The sequence below is a fragment of the Bradyrhizobium sp. BR 1432 genome (assembly GCF_051547705.1).
Classification (GTDB): domain Bacteria; phylum Pseudomonadota; class Alphaproteobacteria; order Rhizobiales; family Xanthobacteraceae; genus Bradyrhizobium; species Bradyrhizobium zhanjiangense.
The window spans coordinates 1,262,623-1,281,876 of the sequence record NZ_JBPUGF010000003.1 but is presented as its reverse complement, the minus strand read 5'-3'; the positions used below and the strand labels follow the sequence as shown (position 1 = coordinate 1,281,876).

18 protein-coding genes and 2 pseudogenes are annotated in these 19,254 nt (G+C 63.8%); 12 read left to right on the top strand and 8 right to left on the bottom strand.

The annotated features are described in order from the left end of the window. Positions 1 to 16 precede the first annotated feature (16 nt). The 3 genes from ACSKB8_RS06240 to ACSKB8_RS06230 all read left to right on the top strand — a co-directional run bounded on the left by ACSKB8_RS06240 (position 17) and on the right by ACSKB8_RS06230 (position 2,496). Positions 17 to 1,174: an IS4 family transposase gene (locus ACSKB8_RS06240; RefSeq protein WP_438103250.1), complete on the top strand. Its 1,158-nt coding sequence runs from the start codon at positions 17 to 19 to the stop codon at positions 1,172 to 1,174. 115 nt (positions 1,175 to 1,289) lie between these two features. Next, positions 1,290 to 1,559 (top strand): hypothetical protein, encoded by a 270-nt coding sequence (locus ACSKB8_RS06235; RefSeq protein ID WP_130213412.1) that lies wholly within the window; start codon positions 1,290 to 1,292, stop codon positions 1,557 to 1,559. A gap of 190 nt (positions 1,560 to 1,749) precedes the next feature. Next, a complete protein-coding gene (locus ACSKB8_RS06230; RefSeq protein WP_438103248.1) occupies positions 1,750 to 2,496 on the top strand; it encodes an OmpW/AlkL family protein in 747 nt (248 codons plus the stop codon). A 143-nt stretch (positions 2,497 to 2,639) separates the two neighbouring features. Here the strand turns inward: ACSKB8_RS06230 and ACSKB8_RS06225 are convergent, their stop codons facing one another. Together ACSKB8_RS06225 and ACSKB8_RS06220 are read right to left on the bottom strand one after the other, a co-directional pair. Beyond that, on the bottom strand, positions 2,640 to 2,822 hold the full coding sequence (locus ACSKB8_RS06225) for a hypothetical protein (RefSeq protein WP_091895111.1): 183 nt from the start codon (positions 2,820 to 2,822) through the stop codon (positions 2,640 to 2,642). A gap of 140 nt (positions 2,823 to 2,962) precedes the next feature. Further along, positions 2,963 to 3,658 carry a DUF1013 domain-containing protein gene (locus ACSKB8_RS06220; RefSeq protein ID WP_164935139.1) on the bottom strand — a complete coding sequence of 232 codons (696 nt, stop codon included), beginning with the start codon at positions 3,656 to 3,658 and terminating at the stop codon, positions 2,963 to 2,965. 264 nt (positions 3,659 to 3,922) lie between these two features. Here ACSKB8_RS06220 and ispH point away from each other — a divergent pair, with 264 nt between their 5' ends. Genes ispH through rnhA form a run of 3 tightly spaced genes read left to right on the top strand, consistent with a single transcriptional unit; the run spans position 3,923 to position 6,342 of the window. Next, entirely contained in the window at positions 3,923 to 4,891 is a 969-nt protein-coding gene (gene ispH / locus ACSKB8_RS06215; RefSeq protein WP_091895109.1) for a 4-hydroxy-3-methylbut-2-enyl diphosphate reductase, read from the top strand. A gap of 6 nt (positions 4,892 to 4,897) precedes the next feature. Then, entirely contained in the window at positions 4,898 to 5,881 is a 984-nt protein-coding gene (locus tag ACSKB8_RS06210) for a homoserine kinase (protein ID WP_438103245.1), read from the top strand. Next, the gene (gene rnhA / locus ACSKB8_RS06205) at positions 5,878 to 6,342 is read left to right on the top strand and encodes a ribonuclease HI (RefSeq protein ID WP_091895107.1); all 465 of its coding nucleotides are present in this window, start codon (positions 5,878 to 5,880) and stop codon (positions 6,340 to 6,342) included. The genes ACSKB8_RS06210 and rnhA overlap by 4 nt, the downstream gene beginning before the upstream one ends. A 169-nt stretch (positions 6,343 to 6,511) precedes the next feature. Here the strand turns inward: rnhA and ACSKB8_RS06200 are convergent, their stop codons facing one another. From ACSKB8_RS06200 to ACSKB8_RS06175, 6 genes are all read right to left on the bottom strand, one after another. Next, on the bottom strand, positions 6,512 to 6,997 hold the full coding sequence (locus ACSKB8_RS06200) for a peroxiredoxin (RefSeq protein WP_091895200.1): 486 nt from the start codon (positions 6,995 to 6,997) through the stop codon (positions 6,512 to 6,514). A gap of 108 nt (positions 6,998 to 7,105) precedes the next feature. After that, entirely contained in the window at positions 7,106 to 7,660 is a 555-nt protein-coding gene (locus ACSKB8_RS06195) for a DUF924 family protein (RefSeq protein ID WP_438103242.1), read from the bottom strand. Between the two features lie 15 nt (positions 7,661 to 7,675). Then, complete coding sequence (locus tag ACSKB8_RS06190; RefSeq protein WP_438103240.1) at positions 7,676 to 9,361, bottom strand: long-chain fatty acid--CoA ligase; 1,686 nt, start codon at positions 9,359 to 9,361, stop codon at positions 7,676 to 7,678. A 189-nt stretch (positions 9,362 to 9,550) separates the two neighbouring features. After that, positions 9,551 to 11,044: a D-alanyl-D-alanine carboxypeptidase family protein gene (locus ACSKB8_RS06185; RefSeq protein WP_438103238.1), complete on the bottom strand. Its 1,494-nt coding sequence runs from the start codon at positions 11,042 to 11,044 to the stop codon at positions 9,551 to 9,553. Between the two features lie 189 nt (positions 11,045 to 11,233). Then, on the bottom strand, positions 11,234 to 13,030 hold the full coding sequence (locus ACSKB8_RS06180) for a glucan ABC transporter ATP-binding protein/ permease (RefSeq protein WP_438103236.1): 1,797 nt from the start codon (positions 13,028 to 13,030) through the stop codon (positions 11,234 to 11,236). A gap of 83 nt (positions 13,031 to 13,113) precedes the next feature. Continuing rightward, positions 13,114 to 14,163 (bottom strand): ABC transporter substrate-binding protein, encoded by a 1,050-nt coding sequence (locus ACSKB8_RS06175; RefSeq protein WP_438103234.1) that lies wholly within the window; start codon positions 14,161 to 14,163, stop codon positions 13,114 to 13,116. Positions 14,164 to 14,387: 224 nt separating this feature from the next. Between ACSKB8_RS06175 and ACSKB8_RS06170 the strand changes: the two genes are divergently transcribed. From ACSKB8_RS06170 to ACSKB8_RS06145, 6 genes and pseudogenes are all read left to right on the top strand, one after another. Beyond that, a complete protein-coding gene (locus ACSKB8_RS06170) occupies positions 14,388 to 14,756 on the top strand; it encodes a hypothetical protein (protein ID WP_438103233.1) in 369 nt (122 codons plus the stop codon). Positions 14,757 to 14,873: 117 nt separating this feature from the next. Continuing rightward, positions 14,874 to 15,278 (top strand): phosphoribosyl-ATP diphosphatase, encoded by a 405-nt coding sequence (gene hisE, locus ACSKB8_RS06165; protein WP_438103231.1) that lies wholly within the window; start codon positions 14,874 to 14,876, stop codon positions 15,276 to 15,278. 45 nt (positions 15,279 to 15,323) lie between these two features. Further along, a complete protein-coding gene (locus tag ACSKB8_RS06160; protein WP_438103229.1) occupies positions 15,324 to 15,926 on the top strand; it encodes a YqaA family protein in 603 nt (200 codons plus the stop codon). Positions 15,927 to 16,004: 78 nt separating this feature from the next. After that, positions 16,005 to 16,541, top strand: a complete 537-nt coding sequence (locus ACSKB8_RS06155) for a hypothetical protein (protein ID WP_438103228.1) — start codon at positions 16,005 to 16,007, stop codon at positions 16,539 to 16,541. 42 nt (positions 16,542 to 16,583) lie between these two features. After that, a pseudogene (locus ACSKB8_RS06150) lies at positions 16,584 to 17,978 on the top strand (aspartate ammonia-lyase); the annotation flags it as partial. Between the two features lie 297 nt (positions 17,979 to 18,275). Further along, positions 18,276 to 19,245, top strand: a pseudogene (locus ACSKB8_RS06145) (NAD(P)H-dependent flavin oxidoreductase). The last annotated feature ends 9 nt before the right edge of the window (positions 19,246 to 19,254 follow it).

Below are 19,254 nucleotides of genomic sequence, written 5' to 3'. Positions count from 1 at the left end.
CAGAAAGGGGCCGGGCATGCGGTTTAGCGATAGCATTTTTGGAAGGCTGCTTGAACCGATCAATCGGCGGCAGTTTCAGACGACTGTGGATCGTTTGGATGGCGATGCCTACGACAAGACGTTCGACAGCTGGGATCATCTTGTCGCATTGATATTCTCCCAGCTCAGTGGCGTCGACAGCTTGCGTGCCCTTGAGGCGATCTGGAACGCCAATTCGCATCATCACTACCATCTTGGTGTCGGCAAATTGGCGCGCTCGACGCTTGCGGATGCCAATGCCCGACGGCCGGTCAGTATCTTCGCAGAAGTCTTTGAGCGATTGTCTGGGCATGCCGACCGAGCGCTGAAGCGGGAGGGTGCCGAGATGCTGCGGCTGATCGATGCGACGCCGGTGCCGCTGGATCAACTCAGCACCTGGGCCGGTTGGAACGGACGTACCCGTGGTCTCAAGCTTCACGTGGTTTACGATCCCGGCTCGGATCATCCGCGCCGTCTGGCGATCACGCCGTCGACGGTCAATGACGTCACACCAGCCCAGCAATTCCCGATCGAGGCCGGCGCCACCTATGTGTTCGACAAGGCCTATTGCAGTTATGCCTGGTGGACACGGCTTCACGACGCGGGCGCCTGCTTCGTCACCCGCCAGAAGAAGAATTTGCGCTTCAGAGCTACACGCTGGCGGAAGCTGCGGAAACAAAAGGGGAAGGGCTTTAAAATCATCGACGATGCTGAGGTAAAGCTCCTCAGCAGCTCCAAACTTGCTGTTCCGATGCGCCGCATACGCCTCAAACGCGATGACGGTACAAAACTGACCCTCATCACCAACGATCTGAAGCGTTCGGCCATCGAAATCGCTGCGCTTTACAAAACACGCTGGCAGATCGAGCTGTTGTTCCGCTGGATCAAGCAGCACCTCAAGCTTCGCAAATTTCTCGGCCGCTCCGAGAACGCGGTCCGTCTGCAAATCCTCGCCGCCATGATCGCCTATCTGCTGCTGCGGATCGCCGCACGCGAAAGTCGTCTAATCATGCCGGCTATCCGCTTCGCAGGTCTTGTCGCCGCGTCGCTGTTCGCACGAAAACCAATCGCCGACATCGACCGACCTCCCAAGGTGAACCCATCCGCTGCCCGCGACAGAAGCTCCCCCGACCAGATCAGCTTCTGTTATGCATAGAATTCCCCGGACAGCCCTGCGCCTCCGCGGGGAATGACAGCGAGAGGGACGGTATCCAAGGACTTACATTCTCCGCATTCCGCGCTAAACAGTGCCGGCCAATAGGGGACCTCGTATGCCACTCGCCGCCACGTCGCGTCTGCTTGCAGCCGTCACTCTCGCCATCGCTCTCTCCGCCTGCTCTGCGCGTTACCAGACGCCGGTGGCGGTGGGCGGCGACGACGACGACGCGGTCTGTCAGAGCCGCGGCTATGCGCAGGGCTCGCCGGAATACGTCGCCTGCCGCAAGGACCGCGACGTCCAGCGCAATGCGGCCACCGCGCGCGCCGACCGCCGTCAGCGCGATCTCGGCGAATACATGCTGAACCATCCGGAACGGCCGTGAACGCTGGCGCGGAATTATCATGCCGCGCCGTTTGCCTCACTCACGTTTCCCGTGACACATCTGCCACGCCGCGACCAAATCGCAGGCGGCCTGTCCTGATTTGATCGGCGTCAAATCCTTCATCATCTCCTTTCTGCTCTGACGCTCATATCGCGCAACGACGCGCGAGAGATGCTGAAGGGGAATGAAGATGGACGGAACGATAAGAAACTTGGCACGGCTCGCAGCGATTGGCGCGATGCTCGCGGCGACTTCTGCCTCAGTGCAGGCCGCCGATCTGCCGGTGTACAAGAAGGCGCCGCCACAGGTGGAAAGCTTCAATCCCTGGATGGTGCGCCTGCGCGTGCTTGGCGTGTTGCCGGATGCCGGCGGCAGCACTGTCAACGTTGCGGGCGTGCCGTCGCTGTCGTCGCCGAATTCGGGCCTCTCGATCAGCGACCAGGTCGTGCCCGAGCTCGATATCAGCTATTTCTTCACCAGGAACATCGCGGCCGAGCTGATCCTCGGCGTGACCAGGCATTCGATCAGCGGCACCGGCTCGCTCGCGAACCTGCCGATCGGCAAGACCACCCTGCTGCCGCCGACGCTGACGCTGCAATATCACTTCGACAATTTCGGCGCGTTCAAGCCGTATATCGGCGCCGGTGTGAACTACACCGTGTTCTTCAACAATTCGGCCGCCAACACGCCGGCCGCGATCGTCGGGCCGCCCGCGATCGTCGCCACCACCACGAGCCTGCACGTCAGCAATGCCTGGGGTGGGGCCGTGCAGTTCGGCTTCGACTACATGCTCGACCGGCACTGGGGTCTCAACGTCGACGTGAAGAAGCTCTGGCTGCGGCCGGACTACTCGGCGACCGTCTCTGGCCTGCCCGTCACCGGCACTGCGCATATCGACCCGTGGCTGGTTGGCGCGGGCGTCACCTACAAGTTCTGACGGCGTTTCGCGGCGCCGGGTCGGGCCCCGGCGCCGCGGTGTAGTTTCCGTTTGATTGTTATGGGATCGCCATCGCCGGGTCCTGACATTGACGGTGCGGTTGGCGTCGTCACACCAGCGAATGCGATAACGGTGGAAAGCGGCTATCCCGCGTGCGCCGTCCGCGGATGCCGCTCATGCAGCAGCTTCGCCAAATCGTCGCGATCGCCAGGGCGGTCCGTCAGGGCAATCTCGAACAGGGCTTCCTGGATATCCCGGGGCATGTCGCCCCACGCTGCCAGGACAGCGCGCCCCAGCATCAACGCAAAATGGTTCTCGTCCCGCATCGCTGATCCTCCGCGCTGGAAACAATGCGACGTCAGCTGCATCGTTCCGGGAGCGGTGTCGCGAAAGTTCCCGCCCGCAAACAAAAACGCGGCGGAGCGATCCGCCGCGTTCGAACCGGATGCGGTGCAGGGAAGGAAGCCTACTCCTCCTCGTCCTCCTGCTTCTTGCCGCCGAGCGTCTTCAGCTTGGCGAATACGGCGTCGACATTGAGGTCGTCGCTGGACTTCTCCGCGGGCTCGTACTCGTCCTTCTTGGTGGTCTCGGAGGCCGGCAGCAGAGTGGCGCCGCCATAGGCTGCGTCGATCGGCTTTTCCTTGGCGGCGCGCTGCACCTCGAAATCGAGCTCGATCTGCGAGCAGAGGCCGAGGGTGACGGGGTCGATCGGGGTCAGGGACGATGTGTTCCAATGGGTGCGGTCGCGCACGCTCGCGATCGTGCTCTTGGTGGTGCCGACCAGGCGCATGATCTGGGCGTCCTTCAGCTCCGGATGGTTGCGCAGCAGCCAGAGGATGGCGCTCGGGCGCTCGTGGCGGCGCGAGACCGGGGTGTAGCGCGGGCCCTTGCGCTTGGGCTGGGGCGGCAGCACCACCTTGCTCTCCTGGAGACGAAGCCGGTAGTCCGGGTTCTTCTCGCCTTTCTCAATCTCCTCGCGGGTCAACTGACCGTTGGAGAGGGGATCCATACCCTTAATGCCCTGGGCAGCGTCGCCGTCGGCGATCGCGCGCACTTCGAGGGGATGCATTTTGGTGAAATCGGCGACCTGGTCGAAGGTCAGCGCGGTGTTGTCGAGCAGCCAGACGGCGGTCGCCTTGGGCATCAGAGGTGCGTTGCTCATGGCAAATCTCCTTTGTGCTTCGCCCACCCCTCTGGAGGCGAAACCGGTGGTCATCAGCGATGACAGGGAATTCGCGCTATATAAGCCCGGAGGGGGTAGCCACGCAATGGTTCTGCTATAGATAGTGCCTTGACAGCGCCCGAAAGGGGGCCCAATTCCTTTTAAAGTCGCTGTAAGGTCCAAGCAGCTGTTTTAAGCCCAATTCCATCCATCGACCGCCCCCGCCAGAAGGCGAAACGGGTGATTCGGTCCCGAGATCGCTCAATGTCAGCCAAACCAGACCTCAAGATCGTGCTTTGTTCTCCCCGCGGCTTCTGCGCCGGGGTGGTCCGGGCGATCGACACCGTGGAACGGGCGCTCGATAAATACGGCGCCCCCGTCTATGTTCGCCATGAGATTGTGCACAACAAGTACGTCGTCGATGGGTTGAAGAAGAAGGGCGCCATCTTCGTCGAGGAGCTCGCCGAAATACCTGACAACACCACCGCGCCGGTGGTGTTCTCGGCCCATGGCGTGCCGAAGTCGGTCCCGGCCGATGCCCAGTCGCGCAATTTGTTCTCGCTGGATGCGACCTGCCCGCTTGTGACCAAGGTGCATCGCGAGGCCGCGATCCACTTCAAGCGCGGCCGCGAGATATTCCTGATCGGCCATTCGCATCATCCCGAAGTGGTCGGCACCCTCGGCCAGCTTCCGGTCGGCGCCGTGACCCTGATCGAGACCGCCGAGGACGCCAAGACCATTACGCCGAAGGACCCTGACAACCTCGCCTTCGTGACCCAGACCACATTGTCGATCGACGACACCGCGGAGATCGTGGCGCTGCTCAAGGAGCGCTTCCCGAACATCAACGGGCCGCACAAGGAAGACATCTGCTACGCCACCACCAACCGCCAACTCGCGGTGAAGAAGGTGGCGCCGGTGGTGGACGCCCTGATCGTGGTCGGCGCGCCGAATTCGTCGAACTCGCAGCGCCTGCGCGAGGTCGCCGAGCGCGAGGGCTGCAGAATCGCGGTGCTGGCGCAGCGCGCCACCGACCTCGATTGGGACAAGTTCGGCAACATCACCAGCCTCGGCATCACCGCGGGCGCGTCGGCGCCGGAGGTGATCGTCGAGGAGATCATGGACGCGTTCGCCGAGCGCTACACGCTGCATGTGGAGACGGTCTCGGCTGCGGAAGAGAACGAGTTCTTCCCGCTGCCGCGCTCGGTGCGCCCCGAAGCCGCCGCAGAGTAAATCTGCATGGCGGTCTACACCGACGTTGCCGCCGACGAGCTTGCGGATTTCCTGAAGCAATATGACCTCGGCGAATTGCTCTCCTACAAGGGCATCGCCGAGGGCGTCGAAAACTCCAACTTCCTGCTGCATACGACGACCGGATCGTTCATCCTCACGCTCTATGAGAAACGCGTGGCGAAGAACGACCTGCCCTACTTCCTCGCGCTGATGACGCATCTCGCCGAGCACGGCATCAACTGCCCGTTGCCGGTGAAGGCGAGGGACGGCGAGGCGCTGCGCGAGCTGTCGGGCCGGCCGGCCGCGATCATCACCTTTCTCGAAGGCGTGTGGCCGCGCAAGCCGAACGTGGTCCATTGCGCCGGCGTTGGCGAGGCGCTGGCGAAGATGCATCTGGCTGGCGTCAACTTCGCGATCAAGCGCGCCAATACGCTCTCGGTCGCTGGCTGGCGGCCGCTGTTCGATGCAGCTTCAAACCGTGCCGACGAGGTGCAGCCGGGCCTGCGCGCCTTTCTCGCCGCCGAGCTCGATCATCTCTCGAGCGGGGTCTGGCCGACCGACCTGCCGGAGGGCGTGATCCACGCCGACCTCTTCAACGACAACGTCTTTTTTCTCGGCGACCGGCTCTCGGGGATCATCGACTTCACCTTCGCCTGCAACGACATGCTGGCCTATGACATCGCGATTTGCCTCAACGCCTGGTGCTTCGAGCCGGATCATTCCTTCAACGTCACCAAGGCGCGCGCCTTCCTCAATGCCTATGGCCGGGTGCGAAAGCTTTCCGACGCCGAGGAGGCGGCGCTGCCGCTGCTCGCGCGCGGTGCTGCGATCCGTTTCCTGCTGACGCGGCTGGTCGACTGGCTCAACGTGCCGCCGGGCGCGCTGGTGAAGCCGAAGGATCCGCTGGAATATGTCCGCAAGCTGCGCTTCCATCAGAGCGTGACGAGCGTTCGCGACTATGGGCTGATGCCCTCAGGACTGGTGGCGTGAGCGAGCTTCCCAATGTCACGATCTATACCGACGGCGCCTGCTCGGGAAATCCCGGGCCGGGCGGCTGGGGCGCGATCCTGAAGTTCGGCGACAAGGAGAAGGAGCTGAACGGCGGCGAGCGCCACACCACCAACAACCAGATGGAGTTGATGGCGGCGATCTCCGCGCTCGAAGCGCTGAAGAAGCCGTGCACGGTCGATCTCTACACCGACAGCCAATATGTCCGTCAGGGCATCACGGGGTGGATTTTCGGTTGGAAGCGCAACGGCTGGCGCACCGCCGACAAGAAGCCGGTGAAGAATGTCGAGCTATGGCAGCGTCTCGATGCCGCGCTGAAGCAGCACGAGGTCCGCTGGCACTGGGTCAAGGGCCACGCCGGCCATCCCGAAAACGAGCGCGCCGATCAGCTGGCGCGAGACGGGATCGCGATGGCGCGGTTGCAGCAGAGGGTGAGGGAGTAGGGGCGCCGTCATCTCGGGCGTCGCCAAGCTCTCCGGCGTCATCGCCCGGCTTGACCGGGCGATCCAGTATCCAGAGACGGCTGTGATTGAGCCGAGAGGCCTCGGCGTACTGGATCGCCCGCCTTCGCGGGCGATGACAGTTGCGCAAGTGGCGCGAGGATGTCGTGCCCTACAGCTGCCCCAGCAGCGTATCGCCGCCGGAGACCTCGACCTTGCCGGGCATCGCCTCGAGGTTCAGCTTCTTGACCACGCCGTCCTCGACCAGCATCGAATAGCGCTTGGAGCGGATGCCGAGGCCGTTGGCGGAGGCGTCCAGCTCCATGCCGATCGCCTTGGTGAAATCGGCATTGCCGTCGGCGAGGAAGATGGCCTCGTCGCGCTGGTCGGTGTCGCGCTTCCAGGCGTTCATGACGAAGGCGTCGTTGACGGAGACGATGGCGATGGTGTCGACGCCCTTGTCCTTCATGGCGTAGGCGTTGAGGAAGATGCTCGGCAGATGCATCTTGTGGCAGGTGCCGGTATAGGCGCCGGGCACCGCGAACAGCGCCACCTTCTTGCCCTTGAAGATATCGTCGGTGGTCTTCACCTGCGGACCTTCCGCCGTCATCACGCGGAATTTCGCCTCGGGCAGCTTGTCGCCAGTCTGGATCGCCATCATCAGTCTCCCTGAATATCGGTCCCGCTTTTTAGACCGTAGCGCCGGCCTGCACAATATTGCCGGCGGCGGAAGCGGCGAAGGCAGCAGCTGTTCACCGTGATGTCATCAGCCCGTAAAACCGCCGCCGTCGAGGAAGACCTGCTCTTCCTCAGTTGTGTCACGGCCGAGCAGGCGATTGCGGTGGGGAAAGCGGCCGAACCGTCGGATGATGTCGGCGTGCTCGCGAGCGTATTTCAGGTTCACGGCATTGTCGGTGTTTTGAAACAGCGCAACGCAATGCAGCTGGTCAGCCAGGTGCTCGGAATGCATGAAGGGCAGATAGAGGAATTCGAGCAGGATGGGATCGACCCTGCGATCTATGCCCCTTTCGATGGCGCGGCGGGCAACATCGCGCGCCTGCGCGTCGCTGGCAAAAGCCTCCGGCGTGTCGCGGAACATGTTGCGGGGAAACTGATCGAGCACGATGACGAGCGCGAGCGCGCCGTCGTCGCTCGTCTCCCATGATGCAAGCTCGCCGGCGGCCGCCTTCTGCCACAGGGCGAGAAAGCGGCGCCTGACCTCTGCGTCGAAAGCGTCGTTGCGCTTGTACCAGCGCTCGCGGCCGGCCTCGCGCCAGAAGGCGAGAATGTCCGATGGCGTGATGTCGCCGGCTTCCAGCATGAATGGAAAGCGGCCTTATGCCGCCGCCGCCTTCTTCTCATCGCGAAGCTGCCGGCGCAGGATCTTGCCGACATTGGTCTTCGGCAGGTCGTTGCGGAATTCGATGTGCTTGGGCACCTTGTAGCCGGTGAGCTGCTCCTGGCAGAACTTGATCACGGCTTCCGCCGTGAGGTTCGGGTCCTTCTTGACGATGAAGGCCTTCACCGCCTCGCCCGACTTGGAATTGGGGATGCCGATCACCGCGCATTCGAGCACGCCCGGATGGCTCGCGATCACTTCCTCGATCTCGTTGGGATAGACGTTGAAGCCGGAGACCAGGATCATGTCCTTCTTGCGGTCGACGATCTTGGTGTAGCCCTTCTCGTCCATCACGCCGATGTCGCCGGTGCGGAAATATCCGTCAGCGGTCATCACCTTCGCGGTCTCCTCCGGCCTGTTCCAGTAGCCGGACATGACCTGCGGGCCCTTGGCGCAGATCTCGCCCGCCTGGCCGAGCGGGAGTTCGTTGCCGTCGTCGTCGCGGATCGAGATCCAGGTCGAAGGCACGGGGATGCCGATCGTACCCGTGAACTCCGTTGCCGTCGCGGGATTGCAGGTCAGCGTCGGCGAGGTCTCCGACAGGCCGTAACCTTCGGCGATGAAGCAGCCGGTGATCGCTTTCCATTGATCGGCCACGGCGCGCTGAACCGCCATGCCGCCGCCGTTCGAGATCTTCAGCTTGGAGAAGTCGAGCTTCTTGAAGTCGGGATGATGCATCAGGCCGTTGTAGAGCGTGTTCACGGCGGGGAAGCTGTTGACCTGGTATTTCGCCAGCTCCTTGACGAAGCCGGCGATGTCGCGCGGATTGGGGATCAAGAGATTGCAGCCGCCGGCGCGCACCGCGAGCAGGTAGCAGGCCGTCAGTGCGAAGATGTGATAGAGCGGCAGCGCACAGACGATCATGAGCTGATCGACATGCGGCGGTGCGGCGAGCGCCGGCTGGAGCCAGGCGTCGTTCTGCAAGACGTTAGCGACGATGTTGCGGTGGAGCAGCGTGGCGCCCTTGGAGACGCCGGTGGTGCCGCCGGTATATTGCAGGAAGGCGACGTCGCCCGGCGAGAGCTTTGGCTTGTTGAAGGTCATGCCGCGGCCGGCGGAGAGCGCGTCGTTGAAGGACACCGCGCCAGGCAGCGACCAGGCCGGTACCATCTTCTTGACGCGGCGGACGACGAGATTGACGATCACGCCCTTGAAGCCGAGCAGGTCGCCCATGCTGGCGACGATGACGTGCTTCACCGGCGTCTTCGCGATCACCTGCTCGACCGTGTGGGCGAAATTCTCCAGCACGATGATGGCCTCGGCGCCGGAATCCTTGAGCTGATGCTCGAGCTCGCGCGGGGTATAGAGCGGATTGACGTTGACCACCGCGAAACCGGCGCGCAGCACGGCAGCGGTCGCGACCGGATATTGCAGCACGTTCGGCATCATGATGGCGACACGAGCGCCGCGCTGCAGCCCACGGCCCTGCAAATAGGCGGCGAGCGCGACCGACATCTGATCGAGGTCGCGATAGCTGATCGACTTGTCCATGCAAATGAACGCCTTGCGGTCGGCGAACTTGGTGAAGCTCTCCTCCAAAAGGTCGACCAGCGAGGCGTATTGCGTCGGCTCGATATCGGCGGGCACGCCGGGCGGATATTGCTTGAGCCAGATGCGCTCCATGGAAACTCCCCTCATCTAACTGAGCCCGTTGTGTCTCGGGCTTGCCTCATTGCCGCCAGTATCGAGCCTGCCGGAACGGGTGGCAAGCCGTCGAGGCTTAGGGCAAAGGTCCGGGAGTAGCTACTGGAATCATCACAGACCGCGCTGCCGCAGGTGCGAAGTGCGGGCGCGGTCCAGCCTAAGGGGCCGTTAACTGTTGTTGGCCGGCTTGGTGGCGGCGGGCTTGGTCGCGGCCTTGGGCTTGGCGGGCTTGGGAGCCTGATCGCCGGTTGCCGCCGGTTTCTCGGCGGGTTTTGCCGCCGCATCGTGCTTGGCCGCGGCATGCTTGGTCCCGGCCGGCTTGGCTGCGGTCTTGGTATCGCTCTTGGTGTCGGTCTTGGCGTCAGGCTTGGCAGCCGGCTTCGCCGCCGCCGTCTTGGATTCCTTGCCCGCGTCCTTAGTCCCGTCCTTCGGCTTGTCGGCGGCGTCAGGCTTCTTGGCGACGCGCGACTTCTTGCCACGCGGCTTTGCCACCGTCTGTTGGTCGGCATCGGCCGCGACCGCTGCGATCAGGGCCGTGCCGGTGCGGGTCGGGCCGGTATAGACCAGCACGGCCTCGGCAGCGGCCGGAGCAGAGGCCATCAGCTCGGAAGCCTTCATCATGGGCGGCTGCAGACCGGCCGTGAAGAAGGTGACCTGGGCTTCGCCGCCGGTGGCCGAGGCCGATCCGGTCGGGCTGCCATTGGCCGCGATCAGCGCATCGTCGTCGTCGCTGGCCGGCCGCTTGCGGTTGGGCCCGCACATCTCGTCGCGCAAATTCGGCGGCGAGGCGTCGACCGGCACGAGATTATCGACGGTGCCGAGCGAAGGTCGCAGCCATGTCAGATTGTCCTGGCCGAAGCCGCGCTCGAGCAGCTGCGCCGCCTTCACCGCGCGCGCAGTGCCGGAATTGGCGCCCAGCACCACGGCGATCAGCCGGCGACCGTTGCGCGTGGCCGATGCCACGAGATTGTAGCCGGAGGCGCAGATGAAGCCGGTCTTGAAGCCGTCGGCGCCGGGATAGCGGCCGATCAGCTTGTTGAAATTGCCGGTGATGCGCTTGCCGAAGCGGATCGCCGGGATGTGCACGAAGTACTCGTACTCCGGCAGGTCGCGCAGGAACGCGCGCGCCAGGATTCCGAGATCACGCGCGGACGTGATCTGGCCGTCGGCGGGCAGGCCGTTCGGATTGACGTAGCTCGTCTGCGTCATGCCGAGCTTCTTCGCGGTGTCGTTCATCATCGCGGAGAAGCCATCGATCGAGCCGCCGACGCCTTCGGCAAGCACCACGGCCATGTCGTTCGCCGACTTGACCATCATCATCTTCAGCGCGTTGTCGACGGTGAGCTGCGTTCCCGGGCGGAAGCCCATCTTCGATGGCGATTGCGAGGCTGCCGTCGGCGACACCGTGAGCAGCGTGTCGAGCGTGAGCCTGCCGTCCTTGACCGCCTTCAGCGTCACATAGGCGGTCATGATCTTGGTGACGGAGGCGGGGTACCAGGGAATGGTCGCGTTATCGGCCTGCAACACCTTGCCGCTGTCGGCTTCGATCAGCGGCAGCGCTTCGGCGCGCGCTGCGCCCGGCGCGAGCAATGCGGCGCATGCGAGGCCCGCAGCGAACAGGTTGAACAGCGATTTGCGAAGCAGCGGGCGAAGGGCGTGCACTATCCGATTCCGGTCCTTGGAGACCCGCCGATTCCCTGCGGTTCTCGTGATCTGATGGTCGGTTTTGAAATCCAGCGCCGCCGCTTGCGGCGTCGCAAACCTATACCGGCTGATGCGTCGAGAATAGGGGGACCGGTGCGGTATTCCGCAATGAAATAGGCCGAATTTCGACGGGCCTATGGGGACTTGCTACTGGGATTTGACCGGAGTCGCGGCAGTCTCGGCCGCCGTCACGCTGGCCCGCGCGTTTTCCTGGACCATGAACTGGGCCCTGGCGAGCTCGGCGAAATGGCCGCCTTTGGCCACGAGTTCATCGAAAGTTCCGCTTTCGGTCACCCGGCCGTTCTCGAACACCAGGATCCGCGTGGCGTTGCGGATGGTGGAGAGGCGGTGGGCGATCACGAACGTGGTCCTGCCCTTCATCACTTCGTCGAGAGCGGCATTCACCTTGGCCTCGGTGACGGCGTCGAGCGCGCTGGTCGCCTCGTCCAGGATCAGGATCGGCGGATCCTTCAACAGCGCGCGGGCGATCGACAGCCGCTGCCGCTCGCCGCCGGAGAGCATGCGGCCGCGTTCGCCGGCGTTGGTCTCGAAGCCGCCGCTGCGCTCGATGAACTCGAGCGCCTGCGCGCGCGCGGCCGCCTTGCGCATCTCGTCCTCGGTCGCATCCGGCTTGCCGACCTGCAAATTCTCCGCGATCGAGCGGTTGAACAGCAGCGCCTCCTGGAACACCACGCCGATGTTCCGCCGCAGCGACGTCAGCGTGATCCCGCGCACGTCCATGCCGTCAATCTTGATGAAGCCGGATTGCGGGTCGAAGGCGCGGTGCAAGAGCGCGATCGCGGTCGACTTGCCGGCGCCGGTCGGACCGACCAGCGCGATGGTCTGGCCGGGCAGCGCCGTGAACGAGAGGTCCTCGACCGCAGGGCGCTTGCCGTCATAGGAGAAGGTGACGTCGTGGAACTCGACGAGGCCGGACAATCTGCCGGCATCGATCGCGTCGGGCCTGTCGTGCACCGCGGGCACGGCGTCGAGCACGCCAAAGAACTCGCGCAGACGCGGCGCTTCCATGAACACGTTGTTGATGAAGCTCACGACCTGCTCGAGCTTCTGGATCAGCAGCGTCGCAAAGCTCACGAACATCACGATCTCGCCGACCGAGGTGAGCCCCTGGTCGTGCAGCGCGATGCCGAGCGTGAAGATCGCGAGCACGGTGATGGTTGTGGAGGCGCGCGTGATGACGGTGACGAGCGCCCACCACGACAGCACCGGCATCTGCGCGGCCAGCAGCTCGTCGGCGACGGAGCGTAGCCCTTTGACCTCGGATTCGACGCGGACGAAGCTCTGCACCAGCGCGACGTTGCCGAGCGCATCGGAGGCGCGCGCAGAGAGCTCGCTGTAGTGCTCCTCGACCTCCATCTGCATACCGAAGGTCTTGCGCACCACGAAGGTCGTCAGCGCGGTGAAGACGATGCAGAGCACGAACAGCAGGATCGCGAGCCGCCAGTTCAGGTAGAGCGACAGCGGCATCAGCACCACGACCGAGAGGATCGCGGCAAAATGCTCGCGGAAGAAGCCGAGCCATAGCCGCCACAGCGCGTCGGTGCCGTTGAGCATCACCTTCATCAGCCGGCCCGAATGGGTGCCGGAGTGGAAGGTCAGCGGCAGTTGCAGGATGTGCTCGAAATAATCGGTCAGCACCGCCTGGCGCTGGCGGTGCGAGAGCCGATCGGCCTGCAAAGCCACGAGCGCGCTGCATGCGATGGTGAACAGCCCGAAGGCGACCCAGGCGGCCAGGAATGGCCAGGCCGAGTTCGAGCCGGCTACGGTCTTGCCCGAGAGCACGTCGACGATCCGGCCGAACAGCACGGGCTCGGCGAATTGCGAGCCTGCCAGCAGCAGATTGGCGACCGCGAGCAGCCAGCCCAGCCGCGCCTCCTTGCCGAGCAGCTCGAGAACACGGGTGTAGAGACGGAGGATGGACATGCGGGCAAGGAACTCGGCGACGACGGAGCCCGTATTCTAAGCAGGGATCGTACGCGAGATACAGCGGAAGCTTTCGGTTTTGCTCAGTTGATCAGCCGCCCCGCCAGCGGCGGCAGGAATTGGTCGTCGAAGATCTCGGTCGCTGTCGGTCGTTTGCGGAATTTGAAGTCCTGCGCGACCTGGCCGATCGAGCGCTCGAGGCGCGCCGGGTCGACGCCGCCGAGGCCGTTGCGCCTGACCTCGTCGGTCAGGATGTTGTCGGCGAGAGCGGTGCGCAGGCGCTCCAGCTCCAGGTTGCGGTCGCCGTCCTCGATGCGGCTCGCGGCCTCCTCCGCCGCGCGCCCCGGCTCCATGACGGTCGCGTTGATGCCCGCGATCAAGGCGCGGACGAAGCCCTTGACGCCGTCCGGCTTTGCTGCGGCGAAGGCGGGATTGACCACCACGGCAAAGCCGTAGGCTTCGCAGCCGTAATCCGCATAGCGCAGCACGACGAGATCGGCTTCGGGCACGCCGCGGTCACGCAGGTTCACCGCCGACAGATAGCTGAAGCCGGCGACCGCATCGACCTGGCCCGCGGAGAGGATCGGCTCGCGCACCGCCGCGCTGATCTTGTGAAATTTGACGTGCGATGCATTGATGCCGTTCTGCTGCGCCAGTGCGGGCCACAGCCGCATCGACAGGTCGCTGTCGGCAACGCCGACGGTTTTGCCGTCGAGATCGGACAGAAGGTGGATGCCGCGGCTCCTGCGCGCGACGATCGCGTAGGGTGCGCGGTTGAACAGCACGAACACCGCCTTGACCGGCGCTGCCTGCTCCTTGTCGCGAAAGCGGATCAACTCGTTGATGTCGACCAGAGCGAGCTCGCTGTCGCCCTTGGCGACACGCGCGAGCGCTTCCGACGATCCGGCTGCGGTGTTGAAGGACACGCTGAGATGCTCGGCGCCGAACCTGCCGTCCTTTGCGGCCAGGAAGAACGGCGCCATGCTCGCATCCAATGGCCGGTCGAAGGTGAAGTGAATCGCAACGGATGGGGCGGCGGTCTCGGCCATGCTGACATCGCGTGCAATCAGTGTCGCAAGCGAGATCACGAGAGCCAGCAGGCAACGAAGGGCGATCGTCTTGAATTCCGACATCGGGTGCGCCGGTCCCGCATTGTTATGGTTTCGTGACGCTCGCAGCGCCGGCTGGCAGTCAGTCTGTCCGCGCCAACATGAACGGCGGATGAGCGGAGGTTGCGTCACGATTACGCAACCCCGTTCAGCTTGTGTTGGGGTTGGGGAACCCAACATGGGATGCGGGTGTTTGACAGACACGAGCCTGTCTATAGGCACCATTCGAGGTCCCAAGGAGGGTCCACATGTTTGACAGTTTTTCGAAATTTGCCGGCCGCAAGGCCGTTCTTGCCACCGCCGCGGTGCTGGCACTGACCGCAATTGCCCCGACCGCGTCATACGCCGGCGGCCGCCACTGGCATGGCGGTGGAGGCGGCGCGGCCGCAGCTGCGGCTTTCGCAGCCATCGGCACGGGTCTCGCCATCGCCGCAAGCCGGGACGCCTACGCCTATGACTACGGTCCGGGCTACGGCTATTACGGCGGACCTGCCTATTACAGCGGTCCTGCTTACGGGCCTGATTATGGTCCGGGCCCCAACTACCAATATCAGCGCTACGGCGGTACGGCTCCGTCCGAATACTGCGGCCAGGGCTATTACACCAACTGCTACTAGCTCCGGCTACCAAAGGTTGACTACAACGGGCCGTCGCGCTTGCCGCGCCGGCCTGTTTTTCGCTTTTATTGTCGCGCGTTAACGCGCTCGCCATGGGTTTAGAGTAGTTTGAGTACCATGAGTGATTTGCTTGAGCGGCTATATCTGGCTGTGCTCGCGGCCAGAGATCTTGATCCGGCAACATCGCGCACGGCCCGGCTGTTTCAGCGCGGGCCTTCCAAAATGGCGAAGAAACTGGCCGAAGAGGCCATCGAAGTCGTGATCGACGCGGTCAACGGCGATAGCGAGGCCGTGATCCGGGAGAGCGCCGACCTGCTCTACAATCTCACCGTGCTGTGGGCTTCGGCCGGGGTCCGTCCCGAGGACGTCTGGCGGGAGATGACGCGGCGTGAAGATATGCTCGGCATCGCCGAGAAGCTGCCGAAATCGCGGATGAAGCTGCCCAAGGTCGCGTCACCGCGAATTGCCTCAAGGCGGCCAATTGTCGCGCTCGAGGGCCGTGCCGCGCGCAAGCGCCACTAGAAACGTCATAATTCGCCTCAATCTCGGCATGGACAAATCCGTCCCATGGTGCTTCATCGCGGCGCCATGCTGAAACGTATCTACGACTGGTGCATCGACGCCGCCCACAAGCCCTACGCGCTCTGGATCATGGGAGCCGTGGCGTTCGCAGAAAGCTCGTTCTTTCCGGTCCCGCCGGACGTGATGCTGATCCCGATGTCGCTGGCGCGCCCGCAGCGCGCCTGGGTCTATGCTGCGATCTGCACCGTGACCTCGGTGGTCGGCGGCATGGTTGGCTACGCCATCGGAGCGCTGCTGTTCGACTCGGTCGGCCAATGGCTGATCCAGGTCTACGGCCTCGGCGACAAGGTCGATGCCTTCCGCGCCTCCTATACGGAATGGGGTGCGATCATCATCCTGCTCAAGGGGTTGACGCCGATCCCCTACAAGCTCGTCACCATCACCTCGGGCTTTGCCGGCTACAATATTCTTCTGTTCATCCTGTGCTCGATCGTTGCGCGCGGCGGACGCTTCTTCGTCGTCGCGATCCTGCTCAACCGCTATGGCGATTGGATCCGCGTCAGGATCGAGAAGCATCTCGGCCTCTGGGTAGCGATCGGCGCCGCCGTGCTGGTGCTCGGCTTCGTGGTGGCGATCAAGCTGATCTAGCGTTTGCGCGAGGACCATGCTCGCTCAATAACCTCGCGGCGCTTTGCCGTCGCGCCGGCATCGGCTACGCTTGCCGTCATGATGGTTCGATCCGGCAAACCGGCCATGCGGTTCGGGACGCTGATGTCAGCAGTGCTGCTCCTGGTTTTCGCCGGCGGGACGGCATGGCCGCAAGCTGCGCCGCCCGCGCTCGGCCTCCAGGAGCAGGGGACGCAGGCCGCGCGGCCGCCGTCGACACCCGCTCTTTCGGCGCCGCCGGCGCGCGAGGAAAATCCCGGGCTGATCAACGAAATGGGCAAGCTGTTCGACAAGTTGCCCTCGATCCTGCCGCCGATCAAAAGCCCGAGCGAGACCATGAACGATTTATCGCGGCTGGCGAAGCCGTCCACCATGGTCTCGGGGCGCGTGGCCTGTCCGGCCTCCGCGAACGGCGCGCCCGACTGCAAGCAGGCCGCCGACCAACTCTGCCAGAGCAAGGGCTATCGCGAAGGCAAGAGCCTGAACGCCGACTCGGCCGAGAAATGCTCGGCCAAGGTCCTGATACCGGGCCGGCAACGCAGGCCCGACGATTGCCGCACCGACACTTTCGTGACCAGCGCGCTTTGTCAGAACTGACGTGATGGCCCGCGCGCATGCAACAAGGAGCGCCCATGAGTTCGTACGGAGCAGGACTTCCTCGGACAGCGTGAGATGGCCGACGACATCTATTACGGCGTCCAGACCATCCGCGGGAAGGAGAACTTCCACATCACCGGCATTCCGATGAGCCAGGAGCCTTACTTCGTGAAGGCGCTTGGTTACGTGAAGAAAGCGGCCGCCATGGCCAACCGCGAGCTCGGCGCGATCGACGCCAAGGTCGCGGACGCGATCATTCTGGGCTGTGACCGCGTGATTGCCGGTGACATGATGGACCAGTTCGTTACCGACTTCATTCAGGGCGGTGCTGGCACATCGACCAACATGAACGCCAACGAGGTGATCGCCAACCTCGCGCTGGAATCGCTCGGCTTTGCGAAGGGCGATTACCAGCAGGTCAGCCCCAACGATCACGTCAATTACGGCCAGTCCACCAACGACACCTATCCTACCGCCTTTCGCCTGGCGCTGATCCTGCGGCTCGAGAGCTACATGACGGCGCTGCGCCAGCTCCAGGAAGCTTTCTTCGCCAAGGGCCGCGAGTTCGATCGTGTGCTGAAGATGGGCCGCACGCATCTTCAGGACGCGGTGCCGATGTCGCTCGGCGCCGAATTCCGGGGATGGGGCACCACGATCGGCGAGGAGGTGGATCGCATTTCGGAGGCCCGTGCGCTGCTGCGCGAGATCAATCTCGGCGCCACAGCGATCGGCACCTCCGTGACCGCGGCCGTCGGCTATCCCAAGCTCGCGGTCCGGCATCTGAGCGCGCTGACCGGCGTCGAGTTCGTTCTCGCCGGCGATCTTGTCGAGGCGACCTCCGACACCGGTGCCTATGTGCAGCTCTCGGGCATCCTCAAGCGCACCGCCAGCAAGCTGACCAAGATCTGTAACGACATCCGCCTGCTTGCCTCCGGCCCGCGTGCCGGCTTCAACGAGATCGACTTGCCGCAGCTTCAGCCGGGCTCCTCGATCATGCCCGGCAAGGTCAATCCGGTCATCCCCGAGGTGGTCAACCAGACCAGCTTCCTCGTCATCGGTCTCGACACCACGGTGACGCTGGCCGCCAGCGCCGGCCAGCTCCAGCTCAACGTGATGGAGCCGGTGATCTCGTTCGCGCTGTTCTTCTCGATCCGCACCATGGAGCGCGCGGTCAACAGCCTGCGCGAGCATTGCGTCGTCGGCATCACCGCCAACGAGGAGCACACCCGCAACATGGTGCTGAACTCGCTCGGTATCGTCACGGTGCTGAAGCCGCTGCTCGGCTACAAGCAATGCGCCGAGATCGCGCGCGAGGGCTACAAGAGCGGCAAGTCGCTGCACCAGATCGTGGTGGTCGAGCGCCAGCTGCTGACGCAGGAGAAGTGGGACGAGATGTTCTCGTTCGAGCGGCTGATCAACCCGGATTTGATCGGGTGAAGTCATCGCGTCGACTTCCGGTGCGCATGGGAGATCGATGCTTTTTCTGCACGTCATTGCGAGGAGCCCTTGCGACGAAGCAATCCAGAATCCTTCCGCGGAGAGAGACTGGATTGCTTCGCTGCGCTCGCAATGACGAAGAAGACGGTTAGATTGTACGGGTAAGAATTCCGCGCGTTGGAAATTGCGGTAACGGCATCCGCCGCGGCGTCACAACGCAATACTTGACAGTGGAAAGATTGCCTTGTTGGTATGATCCCAGCCTTCGTTTGACCGCTAACAGAGGACCGTTCCGCAATGTCCATGCCTGCCTTGTTCAAAGGACGCCTGTCGATCCCCGTGATCGGTTCGCCGCTCTTCATCATCTCGGTGCCCGATCTCGTGATCGCGCAGTGCAAGGCGGGTGTGGTCGGCTCGTTTCCGGCGCTGAACGCGCGGCCGCCGGAATTGCTCGACGAATGGCTGGCGCGGATCACCGAGGAGCTCGCGGCCTATGACCGCGCGCATCCCGATAAGCCGTCGGCGCCGTTCGCGGTCAACCAGATCGTGCACAAGTCGAACAACCGGCTCGATCACGACATGCAGCTCTGCGCCAAGTACAAGGTGCCGATGATCATCTCCTCGCTCGGAGCGCGCGAGGAGCTGAACCAGGCCGTGCACGGCTGGGGCGGCATCGTCTTCCACGACGTGATCAACCAGAAATTCGCGCACAAGGCGATCGAGAAGGGCGCCGAACGGCCTGATCCTGGTCGCAGCCGGCGCCGGCGGCCATGCCGGCACCATCTCGCCGCTCGCCTTCGTCGCCGAGACGCGAAAGTGGTTCGACGGCCCGATCGCGCTGTCGGGTGCGATCGGCAACGGCAAGGCGATCCGCGCCGCGCGCATTCTCGGCGCCGACTTCGCCTATATCGGCTCGGCCTTCATCGCGACCAAGGAGGCTAACGCGGTCGAGAAGTACAAAGAGATGATCGCCGGCTCGAGCGCCGACGACATCGTCTATTCCAACCTCTTCACCGGCGTGCACGGCAATTATCTGAAACCCTCGATCCTCGCCGCCGGCATGGATCCGGAAAACCTGCCGACCTCCGATCCCTCCAAGATGAACTTCGGCACCGACGCCTCCGGCGAGCGCGCCAAGCCGAAGGCTTGGAAGGAGATCTGGGGCTCGGGTCAGGGCATCGGCAGCGTCGAGGGCATCCTGCCCGCCGCCGACCTGATCGCGCGCTTCAAGAAGGAATACGACGAAGCGATCGATCCGCCGTTGTGATGGGCGGCT

Bases quoted from the DNA above. Each gene is read 5' to 3' on its own strand.
- ispH (WP_091895109.1), top strand. From the start codon at position 3,923: ATGTCAGCCAAACCAGACCTCAAGATCGTGCTTTGTTCTCCCCGCGGC.
- ACSKB8_RS06195 (WP_438103242.1), bottom strand. From the start codon at position 7,660: ATGCTGGAAGCCGGCGACATCACGCCATCGGACATTCTCGCCTTCTGG.
- hisE (WP_438103231.1), top strand. From the start codon at position 14,874: ATGAGTGATTTGCTTGAGCGGCTATATCTGGCTGTGCTCGCGGCCAGA.
- ACSKB8_RS06230 (WP_438103248.1), top strand. From the start codon at position 1,750: ATGGACGGAACGATAAGAAACTTGGCACGGCTCGCAGCGATTGGCGCG.
- ACSKB8_RS06225 (WP_091895111.1), bottom strand. From the start codon at position 2,822: ATGCGGGACGAGAACCATTTTGCGTTGATGCTGGGGCGCGCTGTCCTG.
- ACSKB8_RS06235 (WP_130213412.1), top strand. From the start codon at position 1,290: ATGCCACTCGCCGCCACGTCGCGTCTGCTTGCAGCCGTCACTCTCGCC.
- ACSKB8_RS06190 (WP_438103240.1), bottom strand. From the start codon at position 9,361: ATGGAGCGCATCTGGCTCAAGCAATATCCGCCCGGCGTGCCCGCCGAT.
- ACSKB8_RS06210 (WP_438103245.1), top strand. From the start codon at position 4,898: ATGGCGGTCTACACCGACGTTGCCGCCGACGAGCTTGCGGATTTCCTG.
- ACSKB8_RS06170 (WP_438103233.1), top strand. From the start codon at position 14,388: ATGTTTGACAGTTTTTCGAAATTTGCCGGCCGCAAGGCCGTTCTTGCC.
- ACSKB8_RS06175 (WP_438103234.1), bottom strand. From the start codon at position 14,163: ATGTCGGAATTCAAGACGATCGCCCTTCGTTGCCTGCTGGCTCTCGTG.
- ACSKB8_RS06160 (WP_438103229.1), top strand. From the start codon at position 15,324: ATGGTGCTTCATCGCGGCGCCATGCTGAAACGTATCTACGACTGGTGC.
- ACSKB8_RS06220 (WP_164935139.1), bottom strand. From the start codon at position 3,658: ATGAGCAACGCACCTCTGATGCCCAAGGCGACCGCCGTCTGGCTGCTC.
- ACSKB8_RS06155 (WP_438103228.1), top strand. From the start codon at position 16,005: ATGATGGTTCGATCCGGCAAACCGGCCATGCGGTTCGGGACGCTGATG.
- ACSKB8_RS06180 (WP_438103236.1), bottom strand. From the start codon at position 13,030: ATGTCCATCCTCCGTCTCTACACCCGTGTTCTCGAGCTGCTCGGCAAG.
- ACSKB8_RS06200 (WP_091895200.1), bottom strand. From the start codon at position 6,997: ATGGCGATCCAGACTGGCGACAAGCTGCCCGAGGCGAAATTCCGCGTG.
- ACSKB8_RS06240 (WP_438103250.1), top strand. From the start codon at position 17: ATGCGGTTTAGCGATAGCATTTTTGGAAGGCTGCTTGAACCGATCAAT.